Here is a 12,549-nt window from a genome sequence, read left to right as displayed (position 1 = left end):
TCGCAGGCAGCCCTTGGAGGGGTGGCCGAGTGGTTAAAGGCAGCAGACTGTAAATCTGCCCGCATAGCGTACACAGGTTCGAATCCTGTCCCCTCCACCACTGTTTGTGCTAAGGATAAGCAACGCGCCGGTTGCGGGTATAGCATAATGGTAATGCACCAGCCTTCCAAGCTGAGTATCTCGGTTCGATCCCGTGTACCCGCTCCAATTTTTTTCCATTAATTCAAGTTGTTGATCTGCTCACCAGCGTCGCGAGGGTGACGAAGCGCTGTGGGGTGGGTGTGAGGGCGTCGAAGGGGTAGCACGTGGTCAGGGCGAGGGTGGCCGGTCCGTTACCGCCGGGGGTGAGGCTGCTGGCGTCAGCGTCGACGATCCGCGTTTCAATCAGCCGGTAGGTGTGGGCCACGCCGTCCGGGCCGGTAAACTGTATTTCATCGCCGATGACCACGCGCTGCAGGAAAGCAAAATGGCTGTCGCGGTGGCCAGCAAGCAGGGCGAGGCCGGGCTGGCCGGGGGCCGCTGAGCCGGCCATCAGGCCGGGACCGAAGGCGAGGGCCTGTCCGCTGGTGCCGGTGAGCACGATGGCGGCGGCGTGGAGACGGGGGAGTTCGAGCCGTGCGGCGGGGGTGATGTCGGCCCAGGGCCATGGCCGAACGCCTGTGTCGCCAGCCAGCGTCCTTTCCCAGGCATGGGCGAGGAGGACCTGGGAAAACTGGGCCTTGGCCTTCATGTACGCGCCGTTCCCGAACAGGAGGAGGCCGGCGAGGATGAGGGCGGTTGCGAGAAAAACGCCCCCCCGCCCCTTTGAAGGGGGAGGATAAGCAGCAAGCGCGTCAAGCCGCATGATAGCGCATCCTCCGGAAGACGAGCTTCACCATGAAGCCCATGAGGACGAGGATTATACCCGCAAGCAGTTTCAGGTCGGAAAGCGTGCCGGTATTCGGCAGGGGTACGCCGCGTTCGACTTGTTTCGGGGCGTTGGCGTCCTGCGCGCCGGGCTTGCGGAGGGCCAGCGCGTCAGCCGGGATCATCGGAGCGTCCGAGCGGATGCCGTCATGGCCGAAGACCTTGCCGAAATCCCAGCCTGCCGGGAGGTTCAGCGGCACGTTTGCGCTGTCGAGTGCTGCGCCGTCCGGCCGGGTGGGGGTGACGTCCACGGCGACGAGGCTGGTGAGGCGCGAGACGAGATGGTGAGCGAGGGCGACGCTCAGGATCTGGTCGTCGATCAGGTCCGGCAGCGTGTCGGTGCGGGCCCGGTCCAATTCAAGCGAGGCAATCTTCTTGCGGGCCCAGAGTTTGGAGATGCCGTTCCGTTCGGCCGCCTGTTTCAGGGGGAGACCCACCTTCCATGGCTGGTCGCCATTGAGGCCCGAGATCCAGACAAGTCCATCCTTCGTGGCGGCGTGGGCAGCGATGACCAGCGTCTCGCCGGCATAGACATCCGGCAGGGGCGATGGCCATGCTTCGACTGTCGAGCCGTCCGGCCATGTGGCGGCGAGGTTGGTGATGGCCGGGCTTTCGAGCCTGTTGAAGAGCGCGCTCATGCGGGTGGCGACTTCGTCGACATTGCCGATATGGGTGAAAGTGCCTTGCCCCAGCTCGGCCGCGCGGGACATGAAGAAGCTGTTTGGGGCCGAGCCGATGCCGACGGTGAAGATGCGGGCGTCCTTGCGGTGCTGGCTGATGGTTTCGAACAGTTGCTGCTCGTTGCCGATGGCGCCGTCGGTGAGGAAGATGACCTGGCGCAGGCGGCCGTCGGCATTGCCGTGATCGGCAAGGGCCTCGCGCAGGGCCGGGAGCATTTCAGTGCCGCCGGTGGCTTCGAGGCCTTCGACCCAGCGCGTGGCACGGGCGAGGTTTGACGGCGTGGCATCGACTGGGTGGTCGAACAGGGCGTTGGTGACGGAATTGAACTCGATCACATTGAAACGGTCACCGGGTGCGAGCCGCTGGACGGCCATGGCGAGGCTCTGGCGGGCCTGACGGATGGATTCTCCGCCCATGGAGCCGGACGTATCGATGATGAAGGTGATCTCGCGCGGGGGCGGCGGCGCGGCATGGGAGGCGACCGGCGGCGTGACCATCAGCAGGTAGTAGGGTTCGCCTTCGACCGTTTCCCGGAACAGGGCTGCCGATGGGGCACGTGAGGCCTTGGGGCGCCAGGTGAGTTCAAAGTCGCGATTGGCCGGGACGCTGCCTGCCGACAGGGTAAGGTTGGCGGCGCTTGTGCCGGACCAGTCCACGTCCATTGGGTGATAGGTGGATTCCAGTTCTCCGACGGGGAAACCGGCATTCAGGGAAACACTCAGCGTAAGCGGGTTCGTGTTCCCCAGTTTCGGGTTGAGGACCGGCGGCGAGATGCGGTCCCGGTCTGGCACGGGGTCGATCACGGCCCAGCCGTCATCGCCGAGCGAGGCCGTGAGGATTCGCGGGGCGGGGTTGTAGCGCGGGCCAACCACCATCGGGAACCGGAGGGAGAACTGGTCGTCTGCCAGCCGGACCGTTTCCTGGTATTCGATCTGGACAATGACCGTTTCGCCAGGGCCGATATTCGCGACGGAATTGGTGAACAGGTTGGGACGTTCCTGTTCTAGCAGGGCGGTCTTCCGGCCTTCTGCCTTGGCCTGTTCGTAGATGGCCTTCGCCTTCTGGCGCTCTTCGATCATGCCTTCGATGAAGCGGTCGCCGATCTGCATACGCAGCGTATCGACGGCGCTTTCGTCCGGAAGGGGGAAGACGTAGACGCCTTCGATCCAGCCATCGGTCGTGTTCTCGAAACGCTGGGTGACGCGGGTGCGGGCGATGGGGCCGGATATGTCGATCTGCACATCGGTGAGCAGGGATGGGGCTTCGATATATTTCCCGGGCGTGGAGGACTTGAGCAGAAGGGCGCCGGTGGTGGCGTCATTCGGGGTGACGAGGCGCGGCTCCTGATCGGCCCAGGCGGCGCCGGCCGCGAAAGCCGCCGCCGTCAGGATCGATCCGAGCCACTGACCCGAGCGGGACAAGAGGGGGGCGTGGGCACGTATCCTGACGGCGGCGAGCATGGCGTTTTCCTTTCATTGCTGAATTGCAATGATTGGAAGCTGCGCCCCGAATGCGGCAGGAAAGGTCTGGCTTTCAGGCAGGGGCGGTACTTGTTTTGGGCGGTTTGGTGCGGGGATTAGGGCGGTCGTGTCCGACCGGACTCCCTTTTGCCGTATACTCCGCCCCATGATTGAAGCGGGAAAACGATTGCAGGTGAGTGAGCGAGAGGCGCGGGAGATGCGTCTTTTCTGGCTGCTGGGATTTACGGGCGACGCGATTGCCGGGCGGATGGGGCGGGACCGGAAAACGGTGAACGCAGCGATCCGCGCGCGCGGCCTCGACGGGCCCGAGGTGCCGTTCGAGATGGCATGGTTGAGCCTGCGCCGGGAGTTCGACGTGCTGGCCGAGGCGATGGCGAATGGCGGCGACGTGGAGCGCCCGCAGATGCTGCGGCTGGCAGCTGAGGTGCGCCACACCGAAGCGGCGATGCGTGCTGCGAGCCGCAGTGCGTCGGACGACACGGACCCTGAAATTGATGAGGCGGAGGACGAGGATGACGTTTGGGAGCGCCTTGAAGCGGTTGAGCAACAACGACGCCTGGACGCCGCAAGACTACGTGCTGAGACAGATTGCGCTGAAGGGGCTCGACTATCTCGATGCGGCAATGCGGGCCTACCTGAAACAAAATCCATTCCTGTTCGAGGCGTTGGATTCGCAGGTTCCGCCGCAGGGCGATTGGCGGACATGGTTGTTCATGGGCGGACGCGGCGCTGGCAAGACAAGGGCGGGGGCTGAATGGGTGCGCATGGCGGTGAATGCCGGATGCCAGCGGGTGGCGCTGGTGGGGCCGGCGCTGTCCGACGTGCGCGAAGTGATGATTGAAGGGCCGAGCGGCCTGCGGCATCTCGAAGGTGCGGGCGGCGTGCCGGTTTATGAAGTATCGCGGCGGCGGCTGGTCTGGCCGAACGGAGCGGAGGGATTCGCCTTTTCGGCAGAAGACCCGGACAGCTTGCGCGGGCCGCAATTCGATGCCGCCTGGTGCGACGAGCTGGGCGCCTGGGCGAAGGGCGAGGCCGTGTGGGACAATCTGCAGATGGCGTTGCGTCTGGGGCCGAGCCCGCGCTGTGTGGCGACGACCACGCCGAGGCCGGTGGACCTGGTGAGGCGACTGGTGGGCGCGCCCGACAGCGTGATGACCCGCGGTGCAACGCGGCAGAATGCGGTCAACCTGTCGCCCGGTTTCGTGGCGGCCATGGAAGCTGCCTATGGCCAGTCGTCGCTGGCGCGGCAGGAATTGATGGGCGAGCTGATCGCAGACCCGGAAGGTGCGCTCTTCGTGCGGAGCAGTATCGATCAGTTGCGCGTGTTCGCCGCGCCCGCGATGGCAGACATTGTCGTGGCGGTGGACCCGCCGGCAACGAGCGGGCCGAAGGCGGATGCGTGCGGGATCGTGGCGGCGGGTGTGGCTGAAGCGCCCGGTTTCGGGAGGCGCTGTTTCGTGCTGGGCGATGCGTCGGCGCCGGGACTGCGGCCAGCCGACTGGGCGGGCCGGGCCGTGACCCTTGCTGAGGCCGTGGGCGCATCAATGATCATTGCCGAAGCGAACCAGGGCGGCGAAATGGTGCGCCAGACGCTGGTGAGTGCGGGCTGCCGGTTGCCCGTGAGGCTGGTGCATGCGCGGCTCGGCAAGCGGGCGCGGGCCCTGCCTGTGGCATTGCTCTACGAGCAGGGCAAGGTGGCGCATGTCGGCCTGATGGCAACGCTGGAGGACCAGATGTGCCGGTTCGGGGCGGACGGCTTTACCGGATCGCCGGACCGTGTGGACGCGCTGGTCTGGGCTGTGTGGGCGCTGATGCTGGAACGCGGCGAGGGACCGCGTGTTCGCCCGCTCTAGTTTCCGGCGCGGAAGGACTTGCGGCCGAAATAGCTGTTCTTGGGCGTGTCGTCATCGGTAGGCGGCGTGTCGTCTGGCGTGTCGCCCGCAGGGGCGGCTTCGGTGACGGTTGGCTCGCCGGACATGACCTTGCGAATGTGCGCAGCGGCGGCGCCAGCGGTGGACACTTCGAAATCATCGACCGTCTTGTCGAGGCGCCGGGCAAGCAGCCGCGCCTGGTGAGCGGACAGTTTCTTGAGTTCCGTCTCGAATATCTCGGCGCCGACCGCGTCGCGCAGGGCGATCATGTCGTCGCGGGTCTGGCCACCGGCATTCATGAGCTTGCGGACGAGGAGGCCGGTCGCGGCGGCAAAGTCCTTGTCGAGCAGCTTGTCGAAACGCTCGCGATTGTCGAGCAGGGCTGCCAGCGCGGCGGCGCCCCCGGTCGCCGTCAGTCCGCTCATTTCAGGCGCTCCTGAACTTCCTTGAGAAGCTTGTCGATGATGCCGAGCGCTTCGCCGGGCCATTTGGCGGCGAGGGTCGGATCCGGGCCGAGTTCGATCGGGTTGGAGGCAAAGCCGGTCCTGAGCGGAATGACCGTGTCGAACATTTCGAATTCGGCTTCCTTGGCGTTTGCGGCATCGCGCATGGCCTGGAGGACAACTTTCTGGTGCGGCGAGTCATCGAACCGTGTCGCCAGCACGACCGGCAGGCTTTCGATGTCGCGGTCACGCAGGTTTTTCATGATGTCGCCGGTGAACAGGTCGAGGCCGAGCGTGGACATGAAATCCGGGATCGTGGGCACAATGATCAGATGGCTGGCCGCAAGGACGCTCTCGGTCATCACCGAGATGCCGGGCGGGCAGTCGCAGATGATGACGTCGTAGTCGGCCTTGAGAAGGTTGAAATCGTCGCGCAGTCGGCGGCCGACCTGGCCCTGCAGCGCTTCCATCGAATATTGCTTGGCCGTGAGCTCGTAGATCAGCTCGCGCTCTGTCTTGCGCAGGCGCGGCGAGGACGGGATCAGGTCCAGCGGCAGCGACTTGCCCTGATGCGTGACATCGCTGGCATTGGTGACGACAAATTCGGACAGTCGCTTTTGCTCGCCGGCGAAGAAGTTTTCCAGCAGCCAGTCGGAAATGGTCGCGTACTCGTTGATTGCCTTGAACAGGTGTTCGTCGCCCTCGTGGCCATAGACGAGCAGGGACGCGTTGGCCTGGGTGTCGAGATCGACGACGAGTGTGCGACGGCCGGAAGCGGCAAAGGCTTCGGCGAGACTGACGCAGGTGGTTGTCTTGCCGACACCGCCCTTCGAGTTCGCGATCGAGATGACGCGTGCCGACATGCTGCTAGCTCCTCTTCCCCTGTCACAAGCGCGGCACAAAGCAGATTTGGGCCGGTATGGCTATTGCCCGCAGGTGGAAAAATGCAGGAGCCGGAGGCCGTTTTCCCTCAACTTTCCAATGTAGGACCCGAGGATTCCTTGGAAAATCGGCCTTCTTCTCCGACCGCAGGCCTGGCCGGGTTAAATTCGCGACATCGGACGAGGTTCCAATGAAAGCGAGGCGCGACATGAACCTGAGCTGGCCCTTTGCAAGGACGCGGCGTGAATCCAAGGCCGCCGTGCCGCTGGTTGCGCTGTCACAGCTCGGGTCTGCGGCCTGGGGCGGACGCGACGCGGCGGCGCTGACGCAGGACGGCTATTTGCGCAATGCCGTGGCCTATCGCTGTATCCGCATGGTGGCCGAAGCGGCCGCCAGCGTGCCGCTGGTGACGCGGCATGAAGGCGCGGAGAAACTGCTGCGCCAGCCGGCGCCCGACATGGCGGGGGCGGGCTTCCTGGAAGGCGTCTACACGCAGATGCAGCTGGCCGGGAACGCCTTTGTCGAGGCGGTGCAGATCGACGGACGGACGGGCATTGCGGCTCTGTTCGCGCTCAGGCCCGACAGTGTGCGGCCGGTGACGGATGCGCGCGGTTGGGTCGAGGCGTGGGCGGTGCGCGAGCGGCGCGGCGAGCGGATGATCAGGCGTGAGGAGACGGGCTGGAGCCCGGTGCTGCACCTGAAACTGTTCAATCCGCTCGACGATGTGATGGGTCTGCCGCCGCTGGGCGCGGCGCGCCGGGCGCTGGACCTGCACAATGCGAGTGCGGACTGGGCCAAGGCGCTGATCGACAATTCGGCTAAACCGTCGGGCGCACTGGTCTATGGCGCGGGCGGGCGGTTGCCGGACGACCAGTACGAGACCCTCAAGGCCGAACTGGAAGCGCACTATGCCGGCGCCGCCAATGCCGGGCGGCCCCTGTTGCTTGAAGGCGGGCTGGAATGGCAGCCGATGTCGCTGTCACCGGCGGAGATGGATTTCCAGGAAGCGCGCCACGCGGCGGCGCGCGAGATTGCGCTGGCGCTGGGCGTGCCGCCGATGCTGCTGGGCATACCAGGGGACAATACGTATTCGAACTATCGCGAGGCCAATCTCGCCTTCTGGCGGATGACCGTGTTGCCGCTGGCCGAGAAGACGGCGGCGGCCCTGTCGCTGTGGCTGGACGTGCCCTTTGGCGGCGATGTGGACGTGCGCTGCGACGTGGACCGGGTGCCTGCCCTGTCGGTGGAGCGCGATGCGCTGTGGGCGCGGCTGGAGGCGGCCAGCTTTGCGACGCTGGACGAGAAGCGCGCCATCGCGGGGCTGAGCACATGAATTTCGAGAAGAAGATCACGCTGGCCTTCGCAATGGCGGTGCTGGTGCAGACGGGCGGCGCGCTGGTCTGGGCCGGCTCGGCGGCAGAGCGCATCACCGTGCTGGAACGGACAGTGGCGGCAAGGCAGCCCGTGGGCGAACGGCTGGCGCGGGTGGAGGCGGGGCTGGACGCCGTGCGCCTGCAGCTCGACCGGATCGAACGGACCCTGGAGGGGCGGGATGAGTAGCGCCCTGCTGATCGAAGGCTATGCCAGCCTGTTCGGGGTGGCAGATGCGGCCGGGGATGTCGTGCGGGCGGGGGCGTTTGCGCGGAGCCTGCGGGAAATGCGCGCCCTGCCGATGTTGTTGCAGCACCGCAGCGGCGCAGTGGCCGGGCGTTGGACACGGATGATCGAGGACGGACGCGGCCTGTATGTGCGCGGCCTGGTGGAGGCCGAGGGTGCGCAGGCAATGGCGCGGCAGGGGCTGGACGGCTTGTCGATCGGGTTCCGGCCACGGCTGTGGCGGGTGCGCAGGGCAGGTGGCCGCGAACTGGTCGAGGTGGACCTGGTGGAAGTGTCGCTGGTGGCAGCGCCGATGCTGGCCCGGGCGCGGTTTGCGCTGCTCGGCGGTGAGCGGAAAGCGGCGTGAGCCGTGGGATTGGTGAAGGAGAAAGCATGACCAAGGAAACGAAAATGGCGGGGCCGAAACCGGAAGTGGCCGAAATGATGGCTGCGTTCGAGGCGTTCCGGCAGGCGAATGATGAACGCCTGAGCGAGATCGAGGCGAAGGGCGCGAGCGACCCGCTGACCGACGAGCGGCTGGCGCGGATTGACCAGAAGCTGGAGGCGCTGAGCCTGAAAATGGCCCGGCCCGAGATCGGCGCGGCGCCGGCGACGCCGGACGAAGATGCGCGCAGCCAAGCGTGGGCGCATTACCTGCGCACGGGGGATGACAGCGGCATGGCGCGGCTGGACGTGAAGGCGCTGAACACGGGAACGGACGCGCAAGGCGGCTATGTTGCCCCGCCGGAACTCGACCGGCTGATCGAGGCGCGCCTGCTGGCGGCGAGCCCGATGCGTGCGATTGCGACCGTGCGGCAGACCTCTGCTGGCGTGTTCAAGAAACCTGTGGGCCTTGGCGCGGCGGCCAGCTGGGTGGGCGAGACCGATGCGCGGACGGAGACGAGCGTGACCGGCCTGTCGCTGCTCGAATTCCCGGCGGGGGAACTCTATGCGATGCCGGCGGCCACGCAGGCCCTGCTGGAGGATTCTTATGCCGATATCGACGCCTGGCTGGCCGACGAGGTGGAGAGCGCCTTTGCGGCGCAGGAATCGGCTGCCTTTGTAAGCGGCGATGGATCGGCGAAGCCGCGCGGCTTCCTCGATTATGAGATCGTCGCCGAGGCGAGCCATGTCTGGGGCAAGATCGGATCGGTGGCCGGGGACTTTACCGCGACCGATGCAGCCGACCAGATTATCGACCTGATCTATACGCCGAAAAGCCAGTTCCGGGCCGGAGCCCGTTTCGTGATGAACCGGCGCACGGTGTCTGCCGTCCGCAAGCTGAAGGATGTCGACGGGCGCTACCTGTGGCAGCCCGGCAGCGGCGGCGAACCGGCGACGATCATGGGTTATGCCGTGACCGAGATGGAAGACATGCCGGATATCGGCACGGGCAATGCGGCGATCGCGTTTGGCGATTTCCGGCGCGGTTACCTGATTGCCGACCGGCAGGGCGCCCGCGTGCTGCGCGACCCGTATTCGGCCAAGCCCTATGTGCTGTTCTACACGACGAAACGTGTGGGCGGGGGCGTTCAGAATTTTGATGCCATTAAAGCGATGGTTTTCTGATTTTCCATTCCGTTTTCCCGGCGAAAGCCGGGATCTCGTGCAGCATGAGACCCCGGCTTCCGCCGGGGAGGCGGACCCTCTTTTTCTTTTTCAAACCAAGGAGAAAACCATGATTGAATCCGTGATTATTGCCCTGATCCGCCAGGCCGCGCTGCTGACCAAGCCGCAGCAGGAAGAGTTCACGACAAGGGCCGCCGAGGCGCTGGCGACGCTGATCAAGTCGACCGAGACTGGCATTGACGACGAACTCGTGCGCCAGGTCGGCCTGCCGGTGGGCGGCATGATCATCAGCAAGCTGACGGCACTGGTCTAGGCGCGTCGCGTCTCACTCAAAGGTGAGGTGGCAGGCGCCGAGGATGCGGAACATGTGGTAGCGGACGCGGGCATCGGAACTGGTCATCAGGTTGGAATAGGACTGGATGGCCTGCGGGGTGGCGACACCGACCTCCTGTTCAAACAGGGCGGTGTCGCCGGTCTCGGTCTTGTAGCGGTCGCTTGCCATCGTGGCCCAGTAACCGGCGGCAAGTTCGCTTTCGGCGGGGCGCAGGTCGGGATCGAGATCGGCGATGAAGTCGGCATCCCAGTCCGTAGCGGCGCTTTGCGACCAGACGGCCCAGTGAGAGGCGCAGGCGACCATCTCGGATGCGGTTTGCGGCACGGCGCCGGATTCCACGCCATGCTGGTAGTTGCCGTTCATATAGTCCGTTCGCTGCGCGGTGGCAGGCGGGGCAGCGAGGGCCAGAGCGGCGGCAAAGACAAGAGAACGAGGCAAGGGCGGCTCCGGGAGTAGGGGCGGGAATTGGCTTTCATACTGCCTCACAAGTGCTGAACCAAAAGGAAACGGCCTGCTGAAGGGCTGAAAGACTATGGGAATTTGACATGACACTGACGGTGATCACACCGCCGGACGGGGAAGCTTTGTCCCTGAGTGCGGCGAAGGACTACCTGCGTATCGGCACGGATGGTGAAGATGCGCTGGTGACGGCGCTGATCGCGTCGGCGCGGGCGCGGCTGGAGGCGGCGAGCGGGCTGGCGCTGGTGACGCGCACGCTGAAGCAGACCTGGGAAGGCTGGCCGAGCGGGGTGACACGAGGCGGTGCGTGGCTGGGAGCCGGGCCGGTTTCGGCCTTGGTGTCTGTGAACGTGGTGGACGCCGAAGACGTGGCCGAACTGGTGACCGGGCGGTTCCGGGTGCGGTGCGGGCGGCTGGAGCTGCGGCCATGGAACGCGCTGCCACTGGTGCCCGAAGGCGGGCGGATCGAGGCCGTTTTTGAGGCGGGCTATGGTGTGGCGGGGCAAGTGCCGGAGGATCTGGTGCTGGCGCTGAAACTGCTGGTGCTGGAAGCCTATCGACGCGAGGCCGCAGGCAACGACCTGCCGGACGAGGTGAGCGCGATCGTGTCGGCGCGGCGCGGGGTGAAGCTGTGAGCGGGCGGGCGGAAGCAGCGGTGCAGGCGGCGCTGATGGCGGGCCTGCGTGCGGATGCGGGTGTGGTGGCGGCGTTCGGGGACCCCGCGCGCGTGTATGATGACGAGACGCGGGCGCCTGCGTTCCCTTTTGCACGAATCGAGCGGCACGAGAGCGTTCCGACAGGCGCTGGCGACACGGAGCACAAGATTTCCATCGCGGTGACAAGCCGCGAGGGCGGGCTGATAGAGGCGAAGGATGCGCTCTCGGCCATCCGCGCTGCGCTCGAGGGCATGGCCTGGGATGTGGCGGGCCATCATGTGGTGATGGCGCATGTCATTTATGCCGACACGATGCGGGCCAGTGGCGGCGATTCCTTTCGCGGACTCATACGAATGCGGATCATTTCAGAGGAGGCGTCCTGATGGCGGGGCAAAGGGGCAGGGACCTGCTGTTGAAGATTTCAGACGGCGCGGGCGGGTTCGTGACATTGGCGGGCGTGCGGGCGAGCCGGATCCAGCTTTCGGCGGGCGCGGTGGACGGCACTAGCGCCGACAGCCCGGAAGCGTGGCGCGAACTGGTGGCCGGGGCGGGCGTGAAGGCGGCGAAAGTGACCGGGCGCGGCGTGTTCAAGGATGCGGCCAGCGACGCGCGGATGCGGGCTGTGTTCTTCGCAGGTGAGGCGCCGGACTGGCAATTGGTCGTACCCGGCTTTGGCACGCTGGAGGGCGCGTTCCAGATTACCGATCTGAGCTGGAGTGGCGAGCATGATGGCGAGGCAGGCTTTGCCGTGACTCTGGAGAGCGCGGGCCTCGTGACGTTCGCGGCGTTGCCATGAACGCGGCCCGGGGCGAGGTGGCGCTGGTGATCGGCGAGCGCGAGCGGCGGCTATGCCTGACGCTGGGTGCGCTGGCGGAGATCGAGGCGGCTTTCGGGTGCGATCGGATCAGCGAGTTGGACGCGCGGATGCGCGCGCTGCGGGCGGCCGACATGGTGGTGGTGCTGGGCGCGCTGCTGCGCGGCGGCGAGGGACCGAAGGCTGTCCTGGAGCCGGGCGACGTGAGCCCCGGCGCCGCGGCGGCAGCAGTGGCCGAGGCGTTCCGTCTGGGACTGGCAGGATGATGTTGCCCTGGGCGGCGATGTGGCGCGCGGCGCTGAAGGCGGGCGTGGGACCGGGGGAATTCTGGCGGCTTAGCATGCGGGAGTGGCGGTGGCTGGCAGGGACTGGCGAGGGCGGGATGAGCCCGGGTGAGCTAGAGGGGCTGATGTTGCGATATCCGGATGAGGCCCCTGCCTGCGCCGGGGACACAGAAGCATTTGGAGCAGGTGATGGCGGAGTTTGAAGACCAGATGGCATCGGCCGCAGAGGCGCTGACGGCGCTGGCAGAAGGACCGGGCGTGGCGGCGGCCGAGGCGCTGGAGGCCGCGTTCGGGCGCGCCGGAGACGGAATCGCGGCAGCGCTGGGGCAGGCGGCGCACAGCGGCGAGCTGGATTTCGAGCGGATGGCGGAGGCGATCCTGCGGGACCTGGCGCGGGTGGCAGCGGAAGCTGTGCTGGCGCTGGGACAGGGAGGCGGCCAGGGGCAGGCGGTGAACCTGAACATGAATTTCGCGCCGGGGACGGATGAACGCGGCGCGATGCAGAGCCGGGGCGCGATAGCGGCGACGCTGGCGCGGCTGGTGTCGAGCGGAGGGCGATTCCTGTGAGGTGTT

18 protein-coding genes and 2 tRNA genes are annotated in these 12,549 nt (G+C 66.3%); 15 read left to right on the top strand and 5 right to left on the bottom strand.

Features of this window, described 5'->3' with window-relative positions:
• The first annotated feature begins 15 nt into the window (after positions 1-15).
• Both AC0L7I_RS15660 and AC0L7I_RS15655 read left to right on the top strand, forming a co-directional pair.
• A tRNA-Tyr gene (locus tag AC0L7I_RS15660) sits at positions 16-100 on the top strand.
• 33 nt (positions 101-133) lie between these two features.
• Positions 134-207 (top strand) — tRNA-Gly (locus AC0L7I_RS15655).
• A gap of 16 nt (positions 208-223) precedes the next feature.
• On the opposite strand, the gene AC0L7I_RS15650 is transcribed toward AC0L7I_RS15655, so the two are convergent.
• Both AC0L7I_RS15650 and AC0L7I_RS15645 read right to left on the bottom strand, forming a co-directional pair.
• Positions 224-844 (bottom strand): class GN sortase, encoded by a 621-nt coding sequence (locus AC0L7I_RS15650; RefSeq protein WP_473397356.1) that lies wholly within the window; start codon positions 842-844, stop codon positions 224-226.
• On the bottom strand, positions 834-3,047 hold the full coding sequence (locus tag AC0L7I_RS15645) for a marine proteobacterial sortase target protein (RefSeq protein WP_473397355.1): 2,214 nt from the start codon (positions 3,045-3,047) through the stop codon (positions 834-836). Before AC0L7I_RS15645 ends, AC0L7I_RS15650 begins: the two co-directional genes overlap by 11 nt.
• A 166-nt stretch (positions 3,048-3,213) precedes the next feature.
• Here AC0L7I_RS15645 and AC0L7I_RS15640 point away from each other — a divergent pair, with 166 nt between their 5' ends.
• Positions 3,214-3,822 (top strand): hypothetical protein, encoded by a 609-nt coding sequence (locus tag AC0L7I_RS15640; RefSeq protein ID WP_473397354.1) that lies wholly within the window; start codon positions 3,214-3,216, stop codon positions 3,820-3,822.
• Positions 3,782-4,921 carry a DNA-packaging protein gene (locus AC0L7I_RS15635; RefSeq protein WP_473399167.1) on the top strand — a complete coding sequence of 380 codons (1,140 nt, stop codon included), beginning with the start codon at positions 3,782-3,784 and terminating at the stop codon, positions 4,919-4,921. Before AC0L7I_RS15640 ends, AC0L7I_RS15635 begins: the two co-directional genes overlap by 41 nt.
• Here the strand turns inward: AC0L7I_RS15635 and AC0L7I_RS15630 are convergent.
• Complete coding sequence (locus AC0L7I_RS15630) at positions 4,918-5,364, bottom strand: hypothetical protein (protein WP_473397353.1); 447 nt, start codon at positions 5,362-5,364, stop codon at positions 4,918-4,920. The genes AC0L7I_RS15635 and AC0L7I_RS15630 overlap by 4 nt on opposite strands.
• Positions 5,361-6,245, bottom strand: a complete 885-nt coding sequence (locus tag AC0L7I_RS15625) for a ParA family protein (RefSeq protein ID WP_473397352.1) — start codon at positions 6,243-6,245, stop codon at positions 5,361-5,363. The genes AC0L7I_RS15630 and AC0L7I_RS15625 overlap by 4 nt, the downstream gene beginning before the upstream one ends.
• Before the next feature lie 227 nt (positions 6,246-6,472).
• Here AC0L7I_RS15625 and AC0L7I_RS15620 point away from each other — a divergent pair, with 227 nt between their 5' ends.
• From AC0L7I_RS15620 to AC0L7I_RS15600, 5 genes are all read left to right on the top strand, one after another.
• Positions 6,473-7,597 (top strand): phage portal protein, encoded by a 1,125-nt coding sequence (locus AC0L7I_RS15620; RefSeq protein ID WP_473397351.1) that lies wholly within the window; start codon positions 6,473-6,475, stop codon positions 7,595-7,597.
• The gene (locus AC0L7I_RS15615; protein ID WP_473397350.1) at positions 7,594-7,824 is read left to right on the top strand and encodes a hypothetical protein; all 231 of its coding nucleotides are present in this window, start codon (positions 7,594-7,596) and stop codon (positions 7,822-7,824) included. Before AC0L7I_RS15620 ends, AC0L7I_RS15615 begins: the two co-directional genes overlap by 4 nt.
• Positions 7,817-8,227 (top strand): HK97 family phage prohead protease, encoded by a 411-nt coding sequence (locus AC0L7I_RS15610; protein WP_473397349.1) that lies wholly within the window; start codon positions 7,817-7,819, stop codon positions 8,225-8,227. Before AC0L7I_RS15615 ends, AC0L7I_RS15610 begins: the two co-directional genes overlap by 8 nt.
• Before the next feature lie 26 nt (positions 8,228-8,253).
• Complete coding sequence (locus AC0L7I_RS15605; RefSeq protein WP_473397348.1) at positions 8,254-9,429, top strand: phage major capsid protein; 1,176 nt, start codon at positions 8,254-8,256, stop codon at positions 9,427-9,429.
• Positions 9,430-9,538: 109 nt separating this feature from the next.
• Positions 9,539-9,742: a hypothetical protein gene (locus AC0L7I_RS15600; protein WP_473397347.1), complete on the top strand. Its 204-nt coding sequence runs from the start codon at positions 9,539-9,541 to the stop codon at positions 9,740-9,742.
• Positions 9,743-9,754: 12 nt separating this feature from the next.
• On the opposite strand, the gene AC0L7I_RS15595 is transcribed toward AC0L7I_RS15600, so the two are convergent.
• Positions 9,755-10,201: a hypothetical protein gene (locus AC0L7I_RS15595; RefSeq protein WP_473397346.1), complete on the bottom strand. Its 447-nt coding sequence runs from the start codon at positions 10,199-10,201 to the stop codon at positions 9,755-9,757.
• Positions 10,202-10,308: 107 nt separating this feature from the next.
• Between AC0L7I_RS15595 and AC0L7I_RS15590 the strand changes: the two genes are divergently transcribed.
• The 6 genes from AC0L7I_RS15590 to AC0L7I_RS15565 are packed head-to-tail and all read left to right on the top strand — an operon-like array spanning position 10,309 to position 12,543.
• Positions 10,309-10,857 carry a head-tail connector protein gene (locus AC0L7I_RS15590; RefSeq protein ID WP_473397345.1) on the top strand — a complete coding sequence of 183 codons (549 nt, stop codon included), beginning with the start codon at positions 10,309-10,311 and terminating at the stop codon, positions 10,855-10,857.
• Positions 10,854-11,261 (top strand): DUF3168 domain-containing protein, encoded by a 408-nt coding sequence (locus AC0L7I_RS15585; RefSeq protein ID WP_473397344.1) that lies wholly within the window; start codon positions 10,854-10,856, stop codon positions 11,259-11,261. Before AC0L7I_RS15590 ends, AC0L7I_RS15585 begins: the two co-directional genes overlap by 4 nt.
• On the top strand, positions 11,261-11,674 hold the full coding sequence (locus AC0L7I_RS15580; protein ID WP_473397343.1) for a phage major tail protein, TP901-1 family: 414 nt from the start codon (positions 11,261-11,263) through the stop codon (positions 11,672-11,674). Before AC0L7I_RS15585 ends, AC0L7I_RS15580 begins: the two co-directional genes overlap by 1 nt.
• Positions 11,671-11,958: a GTA-gp10 family protein gene (locus AC0L7I_RS15575; protein ID WP_473397342.1), complete on the top strand. Its 288-nt coding sequence runs from the start codon at positions 11,671-11,673 to the stop codon at positions 11,956-11,958. Before AC0L7I_RS15580 ends, AC0L7I_RS15575 begins: the two co-directional genes overlap by 4 nt.
• A complete protein-coding gene (locus AC0L7I_RS15570; protein WP_473397341.1) occupies positions 11,955-12,179 on the top strand; it encodes a phage tail assembly chaperone in 225 nt (74 codons plus the stop codon). The genes AC0L7I_RS15575 and AC0L7I_RS15570 overlap by 4 nt, the downstream gene beginning before the upstream one ends.
• The gene (locus AC0L7I_RS15565; RefSeq protein ID WP_473397340.1) at positions 12,118-12,543 is read left to right on the top strand and encodes a phage tail tape measure C-terminal domain-containing protein; all 426 of its coding nucleotides are present in this window, start codon (positions 12,118-12,120) and stop codon (positions 12,541-12,543) included. Before AC0L7I_RS15570 ends, AC0L7I_RS15565 begins: the two co-directional genes overlap by 62 nt.
• The last annotated feature ends 6 nt before the right edge of the window (positions 12,544-12,549 follow it).

This window comes from Hyphomonas sp. J20-32 (assembly GCF_055808555.1).
The sequence above is the reverse complement of the archived record's forward strand: the minus strand, read 5'-3'. Positions and strand labels throughout refer to the sequence as shown.

Excerpts from the sequence above, each read along its gene's own strand:
- AC0L7I_RS15650 (WP_473397356.1), bottom strand. The coding sequence starts at position 844 with ATGCGGCTTGACGCGCTTGCTGCTTATCCTCCCCCTTCAAAGGGGCGG.
- AC0L7I_RS15645 (WP_473397355.1), bottom strand. The coding sequence starts at position 3,047 with ATGCTCGCCGCCGTCAGGATACGTGCCCACGCCCCCCTCTTGTCCCGC.
- AC0L7I_RS15640 (WP_473397354.1), top strand. The coding sequence starts at position 3,214 with ATGATTGAAGCGGGAAAACGATTGCAGGTGAGTGAGCGAGAGGCGCGG.
- AC0L7I_RS15635 (WP_473399167.1), top strand. The coding sequence starts at position 3,782 with ATGGGCGGACGCGGCGCTGGCAAGACAAGGGCGGGGGCTGAATGGGTG.
- AC0L7I_RS15630 (WP_473397353.1), bottom strand. The coding sequence starts at position 5,364 with ATGAGCGGACTGACGGCGACCGGGGGCGCCGCCGCGCTGGCAGCCCTG.
- AC0L7I_RS15625 (WP_473397352.1), bottom strand. The coding sequence starts at position 6,245 with ATGTCGGCACGCGTCATCTCGATCGCGAACTCGAAGGGCGGTGTCGGC.
- AC0L7I_RS15620 (WP_473397351.1), top strand. The coding sequence starts at position 6,473 with ATGAACCTGAGCTGGCCCTTTGCAAGGACGCGGCGTGAATCCAAGGCC.
- AC0L7I_RS15615 (WP_473397350.1), top strand. The coding sequence starts at position 7,594 with ATGAATTTCGAGAAGAAGATCACGCTGGCCTTCGCAATGGCGGTGCTG.
- AC0L7I_RS15610 (WP_473397349.1), top strand. The coding sequence starts at position 7,817 with ATGAGTAGCGCCCTGCTGATCGAAGGCTATGCCAGCCTGTTCGGGGTG.
- AC0L7I_RS15605 (WP_473397348.1), top strand. The coding sequence starts at position 8,254 with ATGACCAAGGAAACGAAAATGGCGGGGCCGAAACCGGAAGTGGCCGAA.
- AC0L7I_RS15600 (WP_473397347.1), top strand. The coding sequence starts at position 9,539 with ATGATTGAATCCGTGATTATTGCCCTGATCCGCCAGGCCGCGCTGCTG.
- AC0L7I_RS15590 (WP_473397345.1), top strand. The coding sequence starts at position 10,309 with ATGACACTGACGGTGATCACACCGCCGGACGGGGAAGCTTTGTCCCTG.
- AC0L7I_RS15580 (WP_473397343.1), top strand. The coding sequence starts at position 11,261 with ATGGCGGGGCAAAGGGGCAGGGACCTGCTGTTGAAGATTTCAGACGGC.
- AC0L7I_RS15575 (WP_473397342.1), top strand. The coding sequence starts at position 11,671 with ATGAACGCGGCCCGGGGCGAGGTGGCGCTGGTGATCGGCGAGCGCGAG.
- AC0L7I_RS15570 (WP_473397341.1), top strand. The coding sequence starts at position 11,955 with ATGATGTTGCCCTGGGCGGCGATGTGGCGCGCGGCGCTGAAGGCGGGC.
- AC0L7I_RS15565 (WP_473397340.1), top strand. The coding sequence starts at position 12,118 with ATGAGGCCCCTGCCTGCGCCGGGGACACAGAAGCATTTGGAGCAGGTG.